Origin of the sequence: Pseudomonas frederiksbergensis (assembly GCF_003732665.1) — a bacterium.
Taxonomy (GTDB): domain Bacteria; phylum Pseudomonadota; class Gammaproteobacteria; order Pseudomonadales; family Pseudomonadaceae; genus Aquipseudomonas; species Aquipseudomonas frederiksbergensis_G.
Window position 1 is genome coordinate 15,103 of the sequence record NZ_MOBP01000014.1, and the last position, 15,128, is coordinate 30,230.

Sequence of the window (15,128 nt, forward strand, 5' to 3'; positions counted from 1 at the left end):
ATCAACGCTTCAAGATGTTGTCTTTGACGAAATCGATCAACACCCGCAGCCTCGGTGCGGTCTGCTTCGATGCAGGCCAGAGCATCCACAGGTTGCCGGTGTGGTCGGTGTAGTCCGCCAGCACCACCTTCAACCTGCCATCGGCCAACGGCTGCTGGATTGAAAAGTCCGGCAGGCAGGCAATGCCTATCCCATCGATCGCCAGGTATGTCAGCGGATCCATCGTGGTGCACGTCAGGGCCTTCGATAGATTCGGCTCGATGTGCGTCTCGTCGACACGCAGCGGCCAACGCTCGATCATCCCCGTCGCCGGAAACTTGTGCAGCAGGCACACGTGATTGACCAGTTCATCCGGGTGCGCCGGGTTGCCGTGGCGTTTCAGGTACGCCGGCGACGCCACCAACTGCAACTGATAGCCACCGAGCTTGCGCGCCATCAACCGCGAATCCTGCGGCGCGCCCGTGCGGATCACCACGTCGAACCCTTCCTCGATCACATCCACCATGCGGTCGGACATGTCCACGTCCAGCTCGATGTCCGGGTAGGCGCGCATGAATCCGGCCAGCACCGGCATGATCAGCACGTTCTGGATCGGCACACTGATGCGCACCTTGCCCCGGGGCGTGGCGGACAGTTCCAGCAGCTCCATCTGCGCGGCTTCCACTTCACTGAGGATGCGCTTGCAACGGTCGAGGAACAGCTCGCCTTCGGTGGTCAGGGTGACGCTGCGGGTGCTGCGATGGAACAGCCGCACGCCCAGGCGCTCTTCCATGCGCGCCACGCTTTTGCCCACGGCCGAGGAGGAGATTTCCAGCAAGCGCCCGGCTTCGGTGAAGCTGCGGGTTTCAGCCACCTGAATGAAGGCCGTGATACCGCTGAGGCTGTCCATCATGGGAGGTGTGCTCGATGCAGGAGGGGTTGACGCAGAGTAGAGGCGGGCGGGGGATTTGCAAAGGGCAGAGTCAGGGAAACCGAGGTGCCCCCTTCGCGAGCAAGCCCGCTCCCACACGGGATCTGCGTCGAACACATATTTTGTGTTCGCTGAAGATCCCGCGTGGGAGCGGGCTCGCTCGCGAAGAGGCCCTGACATCCAACGCAAATTCCGGATCAGCTCCGGCACTGCGCCAATACAGCTAAGCCAGTTTCAATGGCGCCCGGTGTTGAGCCGGGCGCCAATCTTCAATGCGCCGCAATCGGCACCGTCACCGCTTGCCCCAGGGCCGAGCGAACGGTGGCGGTCGGGCTCGGCGTCGGCCCGTCGCCAGTGGTGGTGACGGACAACCGCCAGCGCGCCCCGGCACCACTGGGCGTCAGGGCCGCCGTGCCGAGATTCAGCGCTCCGCCGGTGGTGGTCGCGCTGACTGTGATGCTGTTGCCCGCCGCCCGGGAGGTGGTGCCCGCCAGGTCCCAGGTGTAGCGGTTGTTGCTGCGGGCCACCACGGTGGCGCTGGTCACCTGCAAGTCTTCATTGACCGCCGCCGCGCTGACCGCCACCGACACCGTGGCCGGTTTGTCCGAGACCGCGTCCTTGCTGTCACTGGCCTGGTAGGTAAAGGTCGCGGTGAACGGCGCGCTGACCACGGCCGGCGGGGTGTAGACCACGCGCACACCGTCGGTGCTGACCGTGCCCTGGCCCGAATCCGGCTGGCTCAGGCCCACCACTTTGAGCGGCAGGTTGCCGTCGGGATCGGTGTCGTTGGCCAACACGTTAATGGTCAGCGGCTGGCCATTGTTGCTGATGGCGCTGTCGGGGTTGGCCACGGGTTTTTTGTTCGGGCCGTTGTTCTCCTCACCTTGATCGCCGGTGCGGAAGGTCGGCAGCGCGGCGGAGTTGACGTAGGTGACACCGTCCCAACCGGGCAGCGGCGTGGGCATCAACTGGAACTGCCCGGGGTGTTCGATATCCCAGCGCAGCAACATCGAAGTGTCTTCATGCTGGGTGTTGTGGCAGTGCTCCATGTAGGTGCCGGCGAACTCACGGAAGTGGATCGCCATTTCCACATCCACTGAACTGTCGATGCCTTCGCCGATGCGATAGACGTCCTTGCGCGCCCATTTCTCCCATTCCGGCGGGGCCTTGCCGTCGCGGCTGAGGATCACCCCTTCTTCAAAATGCACGTGCACCGGGTGGTTCCAGCCATTGCCGCCGTTCTCGATTTTCCACACCTCGAGGGTGCCGTCACCGGCGAAGCCCGCGTCGGTCGGGCCGTTGGCCAGTTGCGGCGCGGCACTGATACGGCGCGGGTCCATGTTGTAGCCCAGGCCGCCATCGGTCTTGATGGTCCAGGGCGCTTCGTCGGTGCCGTCGGAACGACCGAATACAAAATGACGATGCCGCGCCAGTTTGAGTTTGGCCTGGTCGCTGGGGTTGTCGCGGTCGATGGTCAGCGGGATCATTGTCTTGCCGGCGGGCTTGCCGGGTTTGGCCGGTTCGAAGTCCGCCGGGTTCATGCTCAGGTCCTGGCCGCTGTAGGGCTGGACCAGCAGTTGCAGGAACTTGCCGACGGCCGGGTCGCCCTTGTCCCATTGCGGGCCTTTGCTGGTCTGCTTGATCACTGCTTTGTATTTCTCGGACAACACGTCCGCCAGGGCCAGTTCGTTTTTCTCCGGGCCCTTGCCGGTGCGGTGTTCCAGCAGGTTGACGAAGTACAGCTTGTCGCCGGGCTGAATGCCGTTTTTCGCGAAGTTGACGATGATGTCGTAGCGTTCGGCAATGCCTTGGGTCGGCAGGATCGCGTTGTGGTCCTGACGGTCGCCATCGCCGTCCAGGTCCATGCTGCCGTCGAACGGCACCGTGTGCTCCATGAGGTTGCCGTCGTTGCCGATCAGGTGGAACGGTACGCGGTTGTAGGAAACCCCCGAGCCCGCCGGGCCGGGAAACTCGCCGCCGTTGCCGCTGATTTCACGCACCAGGGCAAACTTGAAGAAGCGCGACACCGAGCCGTTGAGGATGCGGAAACGATAGCTGCGCGCACGCACTTTGAGGCGTGGCTGGTACTGCCAGTTGACCAGGATCTGATCGCCAAGAAAGCCATCGGTGTTGAACGGGTTGAACCACAACTGACCGTTCTCGTCCCAGGCCTTGTCGGCCACCAGCAGGTTGACGTCATAGTCGCGGTTGCCCCAGGGCAGCGCCGAACCGCTGGGCAAGCGCAGGTTCACACCGTCGTCGATGGCCTCGTTGCCCCGATCCAGGGCACTGTAGTAATTCATCATCACCGCGTTGCCCTTGTAGACGTTCTGTGCGGTGAAATCGAGCATGTGGTCGTGGAACCAGTGGGTGCTCATGGTCTCGCGCCAGTCGCCACGAATCTTGATGCTGCCGTGGTCGCAGGTCTTGAGGCCGGGGTTGGCGTCGTTGACGTACAGGGTTTCGCCCGGTGAGCAGGGGAACGCCGCACGCGGGTCTTGGGCGGTGGTGTTGATCGTGTCGTAACCGGCCAATTGCAGCGGCCAGCGATAGTCGTAGTACTGGCCCGGAAAAAAGAATGCGTTGGTGTAGCCGTCGCTTTCCGCCGGGGAGTGCCCGTTGTGTTCGTGGGTGCTGATGGTGTGCAGGCCGAAACCGGCGTTGGCCGCCGGGTCGATGGGCAGGGCGTTGTAGTGACGCATCAACACCGGTTGGCCGTAGCGGACCATCAGCAGTTTCGGTGGCACGGAGCCGTCGAAGGTCCACAACGAGTTGTGGTTTTGTAACGGCATCTTGGAGTGGAAACGCACGTCGATGCCCCGGGTGGTGCCGGCGGTTTCCGGGATGTCCGAGGTTTGGTAGTAGAGCCCGCCGGGGGCGAATTCGCCATTGGCGTAATTGTGCAGTTGTTTGCGGTCACGCAGGCCCTGATTGGTGCGCGCGCCCATTTGCACGGTCTTGAATTGCACCTGAGGAAAAAACTCGTTCCAGCGCTGATGCGACCAGCCTTTGCCCGGTGGCCGACCCTCGGCGGGCGAGCCGACCGGGTGGCGATTGAGGAAGGCTTCGATCTGCGCTTTCCAGGGGTTGCGGTCGAGCACGTTGGAAAATTGCGCCGGGAATGGAAACAAACCCGGCTGACGCATGAAGGCTTCGATCGCGGCGCTGGACGGGCCGCTGCGAGCGACGTTGTTCGGGTCTTGCTGGGGCGCCGGACCGAGCGTGGGCACCGGGAACGTCAGCGTTTGCGGCGGGGTGGTCGGGTCGAGTTTTTCCGTACCGAATTCTTCGAACAACAGCAGTTGCTGGGTAAACGGTTCGGCCCCGAACAAGGGGCTGGGTTTGCCGTTTGTGGGGAAGTTGAACGACGTTTGCAGCGACGGTGGCAATACGTTGTCGGCCCGCGGTGTGTTGCGATCGCCAAATACGTCGTTGGGCAGGGCAATCGCGCCTTGGTTAGCCTCGGGCAAGGTTTTCAGGGCTTCCAGCGCCGCCTTGGGATCGGCGGGAGGATTGGTGAATGCCGAGGGATCCGTCGGTGGCGGTTGCCCGACATCATCGAGCGGGGCGGCGCTGGCCGTGGCCAGGCTGAACGTCATCAGCATTACTGAGGTAATGCCTTGCGCCCGGAAAAAGCCAGGCGACTTGATCACAGGGACTGAGCGTTTCATTGGGTTTCTCTCGCGGGGGGATGCCGGGTGACGGCACTTGCTCAGTCGCCGATGCAAAGGTCATTCCATCGCCTGATGCCAACTAAAATCCGTTTAAAAACAGCGGGTAGTCGTTTAAACGAACTATCAAAACCAGTTCAATTGGGTGAAGACCCTCACTATTGGGTCAGGCAACGGCCCCTCGCCACCGTGCGCCAGCACGTTATGATAGGCACGTCCGCGACACGCTTTTCGCATCCGCCCCCGGAGTCAGCCCCAGCAATGCCCCAGATCAGCCATTTCAAAACCCCGTGCCCCGAGCCCGTTACCAGCCAGATCCTGCAACTGGTGGTCGACAACCTGACCGACATAAGCGCCGTGGCCCTGCCGCCGAGCAACCTGTTGTACAACGTGTACCAGTACGCGATCGGCTATGAAGTGCACCTTTATCTGGAAGCGTTGAACGGGGCCAAGGGGTTGGCGGTTGAGTTGATCGTGGCCACCGACGTGGACGATCCGGAAAAGGTCATTGGCTTCGTGTTGTACCTGCCGGTCAAGGACGATCCCGAGGCGTGCGGCGTGGCCTACATGGCCGTCGATGCCAGCCATCGGGGCCAGGGCATTGCCCGGGCGATGCTGCGCGAAGTGGTCGGTCGCTACCCACATGCGGAACTGACTTGCAGTGTCGGCAAAGTCGCGTATTTCGAGGCGATGGGCTTCCAGGTACTGGGCGTGCGCGCCACGCAAGTGCTGATGAACACCTGCGACCACGGCACGGACGGCTTGATGGCGGTGCTGGACACGGCACCGATCTACAGCTCGCTGGAAGTGCGGCAGATTCATAACTACTTGCTGCAAAAGAACGGCAAACGGGCGATGACCGATGCGGAAAAACAGCGGGATCGGCATCTGGATCAACTGACGCGCAAGGCCAACGAATTTGTGCGCGGGCGGTTGGGGGATGAGGCGGTGCCGACCATGGCACCGAGGTTGCGGTTGGTCTGACCATTTCCCATCCAACACAAATCCCCTTGTGGGAGCGGGCTTGCTCGCGAAGGCGGCTTGTTGGCCGACATCGATGTTGGATGTGCCGGCCCCTTCGCGAGCAAGCTTCGCTCCTACGGTTAAAAGCCTCTGAGCCGTTATGAAAGCTTCACATTCATCGTAATCCGCGCCGTAAACACCTTCTTGCCCTCGGCATCGTGAATATCCACCGGCACAATCTTGTCGCCCCCGGTCAACCAGTCCACCGTTTGCCCATCCGCAACTGCCGTCACATCGGTCTTGGCCTTGGCCAGGTACTCCACCGTCATGCCTTTAGGAATCCAGCGTGCGCCTTCGGGAATGGAAACGTCGGTCATCGTCCCGGCCGCCAGTTCCGCGGCATTGCACATGGCAATGGCGTGGACGGTGCCCAAGTGGTTGGTGACCTCCCGTGAAAACGGCACCTTCACGCTCGAATAGCCTGGACGCAGTTCCGAAACCAGCGGGTTGATGGTGCTGAAGTAGGGCGCCACCTGGCAGGCCATTTGGCTGAATGCTTCGGGGCCGGCGCTGGTGAACATATTGAGAAACTGGTTCATGTTGAAGCCTCGTGAAAGGTTGGATTAACCGAATGATGTTCCGTAACAGAATAATATTCTGTAACGGAACAGTATTCGGTCGATGGGAAATCTGTCAACCTAGCGCCACTTATTCGTGGGCAGCCCGCTGCCTTACCCTTGATTTTTTGGGCCTGTGTTGAGCATGGAAACCGCAGATTTACTCGAGCGCTGCTACCCCGGACGACGAGCCGAACTCAAGCGCGATATTTTTCGTAAAGCCCTCAAGCTGTTCAACGAGCAGGGGATCGAGGCCACGACCATCGAGATGATCCGCGCCGAATGCGATACCAGCGTCGGCGCGATCTACCACCATTTCGGCAACAAGGAAGGCCTGGTGGCCGGGCTGTTCTTCACCGCACTGGATGATCAAGCGCAGCTTCGCGACAGCTACCTGGCCGATGCCGACACCACGCGAGCCGGTATCTACGCCCTGGTGCACAGCTATGTGGATTGGGTCGACAACCAGCCCGAATGGGCGCGGTTCCAGTACCACGCACGGTTTGCCGTGACCAAAGGACCGTTCAAGGACGAACTGGCAACCCGCAACAAAACCCGCAACCGCCAACTGTGGGAATGGCTGTCAGCCCCGCAGCGGGGGGATGAGCTGAAAGGGGTTCCGGCGGAGTTGATGCTGTCGCTGATCATCGGCCAGGCGGAGAGTTATTGCCGGACGTGGTTGTCGGGGCGGGTGAAGGGAAGGCCGACGGTCTACAGGGACGTGCTTGCAGAAGCGGCGTGGCGATCGATTTCCAGCGGGGAAGTCTGCAATTGATGAAGATCTTGCCGGTGTAGAAGATCCCTGTGGGAGCGGGCTTGCTCGCGAAGGCGTCAGTTCAGTCGATGAAGATGTTGCCTGACACTCAGCCTTCGCGAGCAAGCCCGCTCCCACAAGGGGAAGTGGTGGTGTCAGGTACTGCGCGCCGTTCTTTCAACCATCGCCTTGATGGTTTCAAACAATTCTTCCTCGGCCTGCCCTGCGGTGATTTCCCCAGTCGCCGCCGCATTCGACAAGGCCTCCGCCGCCCCCAGCATCGCCCGCAGACTCGCGGGTTTGATCGTGCTCGCTCCAGCAAAGGGTTGCAGCACGTCGTGGCATTTATCGAGGAAGATCGCCTCGTACTCGCGCTTGATCTTCTCCAGTTCCGGCGAGCTCGCCAGCGCGGCAATCACCCCGGAGATTTCGTTGCCCTGGGTCAGCACACACGCCACATACGACGACGCGATAACCTGGGCCATGCTGACCAGGGTCGGTTCGCAGGTCAGCAGCGCCGCGTCCATGATCGCGGTCTGCCGGGCGTCGAAATCCTGATACAGCGCGGCCAGCAAACCCGAGCGCGTAGTGAAATGGTCATAGACCACGGGTTTGGTCACCCCGGCCAGTTCGGCGAGGCGCCCGAGGGTCAATGCATCGGTGCCTTCTTCCCGGACCATTTGCCAGGCGACGTCCAGCAACTGGCGTTGGCGATCCTCCCGGGACAGGCGGCGACGGGGTTGCGGCGTAGAATCCGGCTCGGTTTTTTCAGTGCTTGACATGGCTATGTACCAAAAGTAACTTACTGATCGTAACTTACCAAGAGTATATAAGGTCCGCCCTGTGCTCTCAATCAGGAGTTTCAGCATGCACGCACTGATCGTAGTGGCTCATCCCAATCCCCAGTCGCTGACCCACAATCTGGCCCGGCAAATCGCCGAAGGCCTGACCTCTGCCGATGCCAGCAACACCTATGAAATCGCCGATCTCTCGGCGCAAGGTTTTGATCCACGGTTCGGCAGGGCGGACATGGCGGTGCATCACCGCGAAGCTCCGCCGCCCGCCGATGTCCTCGCCGAACAGGCACGAATTGATCGCGCCGATGCACTGGTGCTGGTCTTTCCCGTTTACTGGTGGTCAATGCCAGCGTTGCTCAAGGGCTGGATTGACCGGGTGTTCTCCAACGGCTGGGCGTTCGACTTCAGCCTGGACACGCCTTTTGTGCAGAAGCTCGGCCACTTGCGGGTGCATCTGGTGGGGGTGGGCGGCGCCGATGCAGATTCGTTTGCCCGGCATGGTTACGACCAGGCGATGAAGACGCAGATCGACCATGGCATCTTCCAATACTGCGGCGCGCGGGTGGTCACGTCTGAATTGTTTCTGGACTCGGAAATCCAGGAGCCGCAGATTCACCTGAAAGCCGCGCGGGCTCTGGGCCGAAACCTCTTCTCTGAAGTGACCGAGCCGGTGTGAGCACCGCGGTCCAAATGTGGGAGCGGGCTTGCTCGCGAAGACGGTGGGTCAGTCAATATAGATGTCGACTGACCTGATGCCTTCGCGAGCAAGCCCGCTCCCACATTGGTTTATTGGCGTCTAGACGGCCCCCGGCCAACCGGCCTGGCGCAACGCCTTGAGCAATGTCCCGGCATCCAGCCCCGGCACCGCATGCCCATTGCCCTCAGCCGTTTCACCCGCCAACAACGCATTGATGATCGCTTCTTCCACCGCTTCGGTCGCCGCCAAAAACAGCTCACTGATGTGGTCGTTGTTGACCATGCGCAGGTTGTCGCAGGTCGGCGCTTTCTTGCTTTCATACGCCGCCGGCGGTACATCGTTGCCGGTGGAAAAGGCAATGAAGATGTCGCCACTATGGTCTTCGTTGCCGCCCCCGGTACGAGCCAGGCCGAGGCTGGCGCGTTGGGCCAGGCGCGTGCATTGGTGCGGCAGCAACGGTGCATCGGTGGCGAGGCAGACGACAATCGAGCCCATGCCCGGATGCGGCAATGACGCCTTGAGAAACGGTGAGTCAGCCTTTTCCATATAGCGCCCGACCGGGTAACCGTCGACGCGCAGTTCATTGCGAATACCGTGGTTGGCCTGGACGATGGCGCCCACTGTCCAGCCACCCTGAGCACTGCTCAAGCGGCGCGACGCAGTACCGATGCCACCCTTGAATTCATGGCAGATCATGCCGCTGCCACCGCCGACATTGCCCTCGATGACCGGCCCTCCGACCGCCGTGCGCAGGGCTTCGGCCACATGTTCCGGCTTCACATGAAAGCCATTGATGTCGTTGAGCAAACCATCGAACGTCTCCAGCACCACCGGCATGTTCCAGTAGAGCCGTCCGTCGTCCGGTTGCTGCTCGCGGTCCAGCACAATCAGCGCATCGCGCACCACGCCCAGGCTGTGGGTGTTGGTAAAGGCGATCGGACTGGTCAACAGCCCGGCCTCGCGAATCCACTCCAGCCCGGTGGCATCGCCATTGCCGTTGAGCACATGGACCCCGGCAAAACACGGCTGCTGGCTGGTGGAGCCGGCGCGGGGTTCGATCACCGTGACGCCGGTCAGGATGTCGCGACCCTGGGCGGTACGCCCGCGCACATCGCTATGGCCGACCCGCACGCCGGGTACGTCGGTAATGGCGTTGAGCGGGCCGGGTTGCAGTTGGCCGAACTGGATATTCAAATCGCGGGCACGTGGTTTCATGGTTGTTCTCATGTTCAATCCAAATACTTAATGACTGGCGCAATCCCTTGTAGGTGCGGGCTTGCTCGCGAATGCGGTGGGTCAGGCGACATCAATGTTGAATGTGCCAACCTCTTCGCGAGCAAGCCCGCTCCCACAAGGGAATTGCGCTGGTTTTATTGGCCGTTTTTGACCTTGCTCCACACCCGCGTGCGCACCCGCTCAGTCGCTGGCGGCAAAGGCTGGAGGGTGAATAACGTGGCCATGGCCTCGGCCGAGGGGTAGACCGCCGGGTTGTTGCGGGTTGCTTCGGCTACCAGCGGCGTCGCGCTGCGATTGCCGTTCGGGTACGACAGGTGATCACTGACCGGCGCAATGACTTCCGGGCGCATCAGGTAATCGATAAAGGCCAAGCCTTGCGCCGGGTTCGGTGCGTCCTTGAGCAATACCAGGGTGTCGAACCACACCGGCGCGCCTTCTTTCGGCAGGCTATAAGCGATCTTCACGCCGTTACCGGCCTGTTCAGCTGTTTTTTTTGCTTCGAGCATCGCCCCGGACCAACCTACTGCCACGCAGATATTGCCGTTGGCCAGGTCACTGATGAATTTGGACGAATTGAAGTAGGCAATGTGCGGCCGCAACTTGAGCAGTAGCGCTTCGGCCTTCTTGTAGTCTTCGGGGTTGGTGCTGTTGGGCGGCAGGCCGAGGTAATGCAGGGCGACCGGCAGCATCTCCGATGGCGAGTCGAGCATGGCCACGCCGCACTCGCCGAGCTTGGCCAGGTTTTCTTCCTTGAAAACCAGGTCCCAGGAATCCACCGGCGCCTTGTCGCCAAGGGCGGCGCGGACCTTGTCGACGTTGTAGCCAATGCCGTTGGTGCCCCATAGATACGGCACGGCGTACTGGTTGCCCGGGTCGTTGTTGGCCAGTTTCGCCAACAGCTCGGTGTCCATGTTCTTGAAGTCCGGCATTTGCGCCCGGGGCAGTGGTTGCAGGGCGCCGGCCTTGATCAGGGTCGGCAGGCTGAAGTTACTCGCCACCACCACGTCGTAGCCGCTGCGGCTGGTCAACAGTTTGCCTTCCAGCACTTCGGCGCTGTCGAAAGTGTCGTAGACCGGCGCGATACCCGTGTCGCGCTTGAAGTCGTGCAGGGTGGTGGGACCGATGTAGTCATACCAGTTGTAGACGTGCACGGTGGGGGCATCGGCGGCAAATGCCGACAACGACGCTGACAGACAGGCGCCCAGTCCCAGGTTGATATACGTGCGATGACGACTCATGATGCGGCACTCCTGGCCTGCTGCAGGCCGGTGGTCAATAAGTGCATGCAGCGTATCGATCAGGGTGGCCGTCACCCATTCCCATCATGGGTTACTCGAAAGGGGTAGGGCGTGGACGCGTTGTTGAAAGAACTGCCGGTGCACCAAGGGCTGGCCCGAGTGTTTGGCGCGCTGGGCCACGACAGTTTCTGGCGGGCGCTGGTGGATACCTTGCGCTTGCTGGTGCCGCTGGATAACGCCTTGGTCGCAGTCATGCGGGCGGGAAGGGTGCCGGTGCTGCTAATCGATTTCGACTCCCGGGCCAGCGCTCCCGAGCAAGAAGAACTGGCCCGCTACAGTGCCGGCATGTATTTGCTCGATCCTTTCTACCAAGCTGTTTGCGCCGGCATCAGCGACGGGTTGCACAGCCTCGATTCAGTGGCCCCGGACCAGTTTCAGCAGAGCGAGTACTACCAGAGTTACTTCCGTTCGGTGGTGGGTGGCGATGAACTGCAATTCATGATCAACGTGGACGGCGCCGTGCTCGGTCTGTCCCTGGGTCGAGTCTCGCGGTTTACCCTGGAAGAACAGGGACGCTTGCTTTGCGTGCGCGACTGGCTGCTGGCCGCGATGGGCCGACACTTGCAACTGGTGCCGCCGGAGGGGCCGACCGCAGTGGCCGGGGACCTGGCCACCTTGCTCGATCAGTTCGATGCGCGATTGACGGCGCGGGAAGTCGAAACTGCGCGCCTGATCCTCCAGGGCTTCTCCAGCAAAGCCATCGCCCAGCAACTGAGCATCTCCCCGGAAACGGTGAAGGTGCATCGGCGCAATCTGTACCACAAGCTCAACGTCAGCGGTCATGGCGAGTTGTTTGCGTTGGTGTTGCAACCCAAATAACAGACCCACCACCAACCCCCTGTGGGAGCGGGCTTGCTCGCGAAGACGGCGGCACATCCAACATTGATGTATCAGACAGACCGCTTTCGCGAGCAAGCCCGCTCCCACAAGGGATCTTCAGCAGCAGGCCCATGTGGAAGCGAGCCTGCTCGCGAAAGCCGCCCCTCAATCCCCCTGCCGAAACACCAACGCCTTCAGCCCGCATTCCACATCCGCATCCGGAAATTCCGGCGGGTTTTCCAGCCGTTCCACAAAGCGCAAACTCGGCGCCTCCCGAGTCACGCCCTCGATCAAAAAATCTGAACCCAGCGCCGGATCATTCATGCACGCCAGTACCGTGCCCCGTTCGGTCAGCAACTCCGGCAACCGACGCAGCACCCGCTGGTAATCCTTGGTCAACAGGAAACTGCCTTTCTGAAATGACGGCGGATCAATGATCACCAGGTCATAAGGCCCTTTGCCAATCACCTTGCCCCAGGACTTGAACAGGTCGTGGCCGAGGAATGTCACCTTGCTCACGTCATGACCATTGAGCCGATGGTTGTCGCGGCCACGGCTCAGGGCCGAGCTGGACATGTCCAGATTCACCACATGGTCAGCGCCACCCGCGATGGCCGTCACCGAAAAGCCGCAGGTGTAGGCGAACAGGTTCAACACCCGCTTGCCCTCGGCATTGGCCCGCACCCAATCGCGGCCATAACGCATGTCGAGGAACAGCCCGGCATTCTGTTTGCGACCCAGGTCCACCCGATATTTCAGGCCACCCTCGGTGATGGTCATCTCCTCGAGCGCGTCCCCCAGCAGCCATTCAGTGGTGCTTTGCAGCAGGTAGCGGTGTTGCAGCAGCAACGTATGCGCCCTGGATTGCTGCCACTCGGCGGACTCGGTGATCTTCATCAAAAGCTGTTTCAAGTCCTCCAGTTGCTGGGGTTCCGGCTCCTTGAACAGCGACACCAGCACCACCCCCTGCAACCAGTCCACGGTCAACTGCTCCAGCCCCGGCCAGCAACGTCCGCGCCCATGGAACAGGCGACGGGTTTCGGCCGGGGCGGTGGCCAGGGCGGTCAGCAGGTGGGTGTGAAGCGTGGCGAGGGCGTCAGGGTTCATCAGGCAACGTCGGCAATGTGAGTGGGCGGCATTTTAACCACAAATGTGCGCCGGCACCCCGCGGATAGTTATCACGTTTAATTTAACTTTACGTGAGGATTTGGCGATCTTCCGGCTCCCATACTTGGCCCCATCGAACAACAAACAAGGAGCCGGACATGTCGCAGCCAACTGCTTCACCCAAGGCCAGCCACCCACGCTGGCTGCGTTTGACCCATTGGCTCAATGCCCTGGCGGTCGTGGTTATGCTCACCAGCGGTTGGCGCATCTATAACGCCTCGCCGCTCTACGATTTCAGCTTCCCGGCGTCGCTCACCCTCGGTGGTTGGCTCGGCGGTGCGCTGCAATGGCATTTCGCGGCGATGTGGTTCCTGGCGATCAACGGCCTCGTCTATCTGATCATCAACCTCGCCAGCGGTCGTCTGTTCCGACGGTTTTTCCCGGTGTCGCCCAAAGGCATTTTGCATGACCTGTGGGCCGCCCTGAGAGGGCGGCTGGGGCATGCCGACCTCAATCATTACAACCAGGTCCAGCGATTTGCCTACCTGTTCGTCATGCTCGACATCACGATGATGGTGGTCTCCGGGCTGGTGCTGTGGAAGTCCGTGCAGTTCCCGTTGTTGCGTGAACTGCTGGGCGGTTACGAAGGGGCGAGGCAGGTGCATTTCATTGCCATGGCGCTGTTGGTGGCGTTCATCGTGGTGCATCTGGTGATGGTGCTGCTGGTCCCGAAAACGCTGTGGGCCATGATCGTTGGTCGCAAGGAGCCGGTATGAAAAAGCGCATCGAAGGACTCGACGAATCGTCCATTCTCAGCGAAGCCCGGAAGGTGCTGGCGCCGCAGATCGAAGACCGTTCCCGGCGCTCGTTCCTGATGCGCGGCCTGACCCTCGGTGGCGTGGCCATGTTGTCCGGTTGCAACATCACCGACAACGACAGCGTTGAAACCGCACTGTCCTCGATGTCGCGCCTCAATGACCGGGTCCAGGGCTGGTTGTTCAACCCCAACGCCATGGCGCCGACCTATCCCGAGTCGATGATCACCCGACCGTTCCCGTTCAATGCCTTCTACGGCATCGACGACGCACCGACTGTCGAGGAAGAAAGTTTCCGCCTGGAAGTCACCGGCCTGGTCGCCGACAAACGCAGTTGGCGCCTTGAAGAGTTGCGGGCCATGGCCCAGATCGACCAGATCACCCGGCACATTTGCGTCGAAGGTTGGAGCGCCATTGGCCGCTGGGGCGGCGTGCGCTTCAGTGATTTCCTCAAGCGCATTGGCGCCGACACCAGCGCCAGGTACGTCGGCTTCAAATGCGCCGACGACTACTACACCAGCATCGACATGGCCACGGCCCTGCATGCGCAAACCCTGTTGGCACTGACGTACGACGGCGCGGTGTTGCCCCGTGAGTACGGCTTCCCGATGAAGCTGCGCATGCCCACCAAGCTTGGCTACAAGAACCCCAAACACATTCAGGCGATTTTCGTCAGCAACACCTACAGCGGCGGCTACTGGGAAGACCAGGGCTACAACTGGTTCGGTGGTAGCTGAGGACGCCCAGGCACTTCACCGCAAGCACACTCAACTCTATAAGGAACACCACCATGAAAAAGCTAGCCACCGCCGCACTGTCCCTGTTCTTGGCCATGGGCGTCGCCAGCGTCTACGCCGCCGACACCATGAGCAACGACAGCATGAGCAAGGACTCGATGTCCAAAGACGCCATGTCCAAAGACAGCATGAAAAAAGACACGATGAAAAAGGACAACATGGCCAAGGACACCATGAAGAAAGACAGCATGTCCAAGGATGCGATGAGCAAGGACACGATGAAGAAAGACAACATGTCCAAGGACAGCATGAGCAAAGACGCCATGAAAAAAGACGCCATGTCGCAATAACCCAAGCCAACCCCAATACCCCTGTGGGAGCGGGCTTGCTCGCGAAGGCGTCGTGTCAGTCAGCATTCACATCAACTGACACACAGCCTTCGCGAGCAGGCTCGCTCCCACAGGGTTTTTCTCAGCCTGAAAAAGGGTATGACCTAACCTCATACCCCCATGACTTTTAATGGTTACAGCCCCGCCAACCCCCAGTGTTAAAAAATCGCAAACCAGCTCATCAACAACAAAAAAGAGCGTTTGCAATCATGATCAAGCCTCACTGCCGCGTCCTCGCCAGCCCCGTGCTGCGCTCTTCGAACCCCGACATTTGCCCCGCGATCTTCACGATCTGCGTGCGCTTCTGATCACCCAAAA

General features: G+C 60.9%; 14 protein-coding genes. 7 read left to right on the plus strand and 7 right to left on the minus strand.

From position 1 onward, the window contains the following. Position 1: 1 nt before the first annotated feature. Together BK665_RS21845 and BK665_RS21850 are read right to left on the minus strand one after the other, a co-directional pair. Positions 2–889: a LysR family transcriptional regulator gene (locus tag BK665_RS21845; protein ID WP_123409001.1), complete on the minus strand. Its 888-nt coding sequence runs from the start codon at positions 887–889 to the stop codon at positions 2–4. A 290-nt stretch (positions 890–1,179) separates the two neighbouring features. Further along, entirely contained in the window at positions 1,180–4,581 is a 3,402-nt protein-coding gene (locus BK665_RS21850; RefSeq protein WP_123408707.1) for an Ig-like domain-containing protein, read from the minus strand. A 261-nt stretch (positions 4,582–4,842) separates the two neighbouring features. On the opposite strand from BK665_RS21850, the gene BK665_RS21855 reads away from it, so the two are divergent. Beyond that, positions 4,843–5,565 carry a GNAT family N-acetyltransferase gene (locus tag BK665_RS21855; protein ID WP_123408708.1) on the plus strand — a complete coding sequence of 241 codons (723 nt, stop codon included), beginning with the start codon at positions 4,843–4,845 and terminating at the stop codon, positions 5,563–5,565. A gap of 137 nt (positions 5,566–5,702) precedes the next feature. Here BK665_RS21855 and BK665_RS21860 read toward each other — a convergent pair whose 3' ends face one another. Beyond that, positions 5,703–6,143, minus strand: coding sequence for a hotdog fold domain-containing protein (locus tag BK665_RS21860; RefSeq protein ID WP_123408709.1), 441 nt, complete (start codon positions 6,141–6,143; stop codon positions 5,703–5,705). Between the two features lie 163 nt (positions 6,144–6,306). On the opposite strand from BK665_RS21860, the gene BK665_RS21865 reads away from it, so the two are divergent. Then, complete coding sequence (locus BK665_RS21865) at positions 6,307–6,936, plus strand: TetR/AcrR family transcriptional regulator (RefSeq protein WP_123408710.1); 630 nt, start codon at positions 6,307–6,309, stop codon at positions 6,934–6,936. A gap of 134 nt (positions 6,937–7,070) precedes the next feature. On the opposite strand, the gene BK665_RS21875 is transcribed toward BK665_RS21865, so the two are convergent. Beyond that, on the minus strand, positions 7,071–7,697 hold the full coding sequence (locus tag BK665_RS21875; protein ID WP_123408711.1) for a TetR/AcrR family transcriptional regulator: 627 nt from the start codon (positions 7,695–7,697) through the stop codon (positions 7,071–7,073). Between the two features lie 85 nt (positions 7,698–7,782). On the opposite strand from BK665_RS21875, the gene BK665_RS21880 reads away from it, so the two are divergent. Further along, positions 7,783–8,388 carry an NAD(P)H-dependent oxidoreductase gene (locus BK665_RS21880; RefSeq protein WP_123408712.1) on the plus strand — a complete coding sequence of 202 codons (606 nt, stop codon included), beginning with the start codon at positions 7,783–7,785 and terminating at the stop codon, positions 8,386–8,388. A gap of 120 nt (positions 8,389–8,508) precedes the next feature. Here the strand turns inward: BK665_RS21880 and BK665_RS21890 are convergent, their stop codons facing one another. Next, a complete protein-coding gene (locus BK665_RS21890; protein ID WP_123408713.1) occupies positions 8,509–9,624 on the minus strand; it encodes a DmpA family aminopeptidase in 1,116 nt (371 codons plus the stop codon). A gap of 155 nt (positions 9,625–9,779) precedes the next feature. After that, positions 9,780–10,883, minus strand: a complete 1,104-nt coding sequence (locus tag BK665_RS21895) for an extracellular solute-binding protein (RefSeq protein ID WP_123408714.1) — start codon at positions 10,881–10,883, stop codon at positions 9,780–9,782. A gap of 111 nt (positions 10,884–10,994) precedes the next feature. Here BK665_RS21895 and BK665_RS21900 point away from each other — a divergent pair, with 111 nt between their 5' ends. Then, the gene (locus tag BK665_RS21900; RefSeq protein WP_123408715.1) at positions 10,995–11,762 is read left to right on the plus strand and encodes a helix-turn-helix transcriptional regulator; all 768 of its coding nucleotides are present in this window, start codon (positions 10,995–10,997) and stop codon (positions 11,760–11,762) included. A 165-nt stretch (positions 11,763–11,927) separates the two neighbouring features. On the opposite strand, the gene BK665_RS21905 is transcribed toward BK665_RS21900, so the two are convergent. Further along, the gene (locus BK665_RS21905; RefSeq protein ID WP_123408716.1) at positions 11,928–12,869 is read right to left on the minus strand and encodes a class I SAM-dependent methyltransferase; all 942 of its coding nucleotides are present in this window, start codon (positions 12,867–12,869) and stop codon (positions 11,928–11,930) included. A gap of 158 nt (positions 12,870–13,027) precedes the next feature. Between BK665_RS21905 and BK665_RS21910 the strand changes: the two genes are divergently transcribed. Genes BK665_RS21910 through BK665_RS21920 form a run of 3 tightly spaced genes read left to right on the plus strand, consistent with a single transcriptional unit; the run spans position 13,028 to position 14,771 of the window. Further along, positions 13,028–13,645, plus strand: a complete 618-nt coding sequence (locus BK665_RS21910) for a cytochrome b/b6 domain-containing protein (RefSeq protein ID WP_123408717.1) — start codon at positions 13,028–13,030, stop codon at positions 13,643–13,645. Further along, positions 13,642–14,421, plus strand: a complete 780-nt coding sequence (locus BK665_RS21915; protein WP_123408718.1) for a molybdopterin-dependent oxidoreductase — start codon at positions 13,642–13,644, stop codon at positions 14,419–14,421. The genes BK665_RS21910 and BK665_RS21915 overlap by 4 nt, the downstream gene beginning before the upstream one ends. 53 nt (positions 14,422–14,474) lie before the next feature. Next, entirely contained in the window at positions 14,475–14,771 is a 297-nt protein-coding gene (locus tag BK665_RS21920; protein WP_123408719.1) for a pentapeptide MXKDX repeat protein, read from the plus strand. The last annotated feature ends 357 nt before the right edge of the window (positions 14,772–15,128 follow it).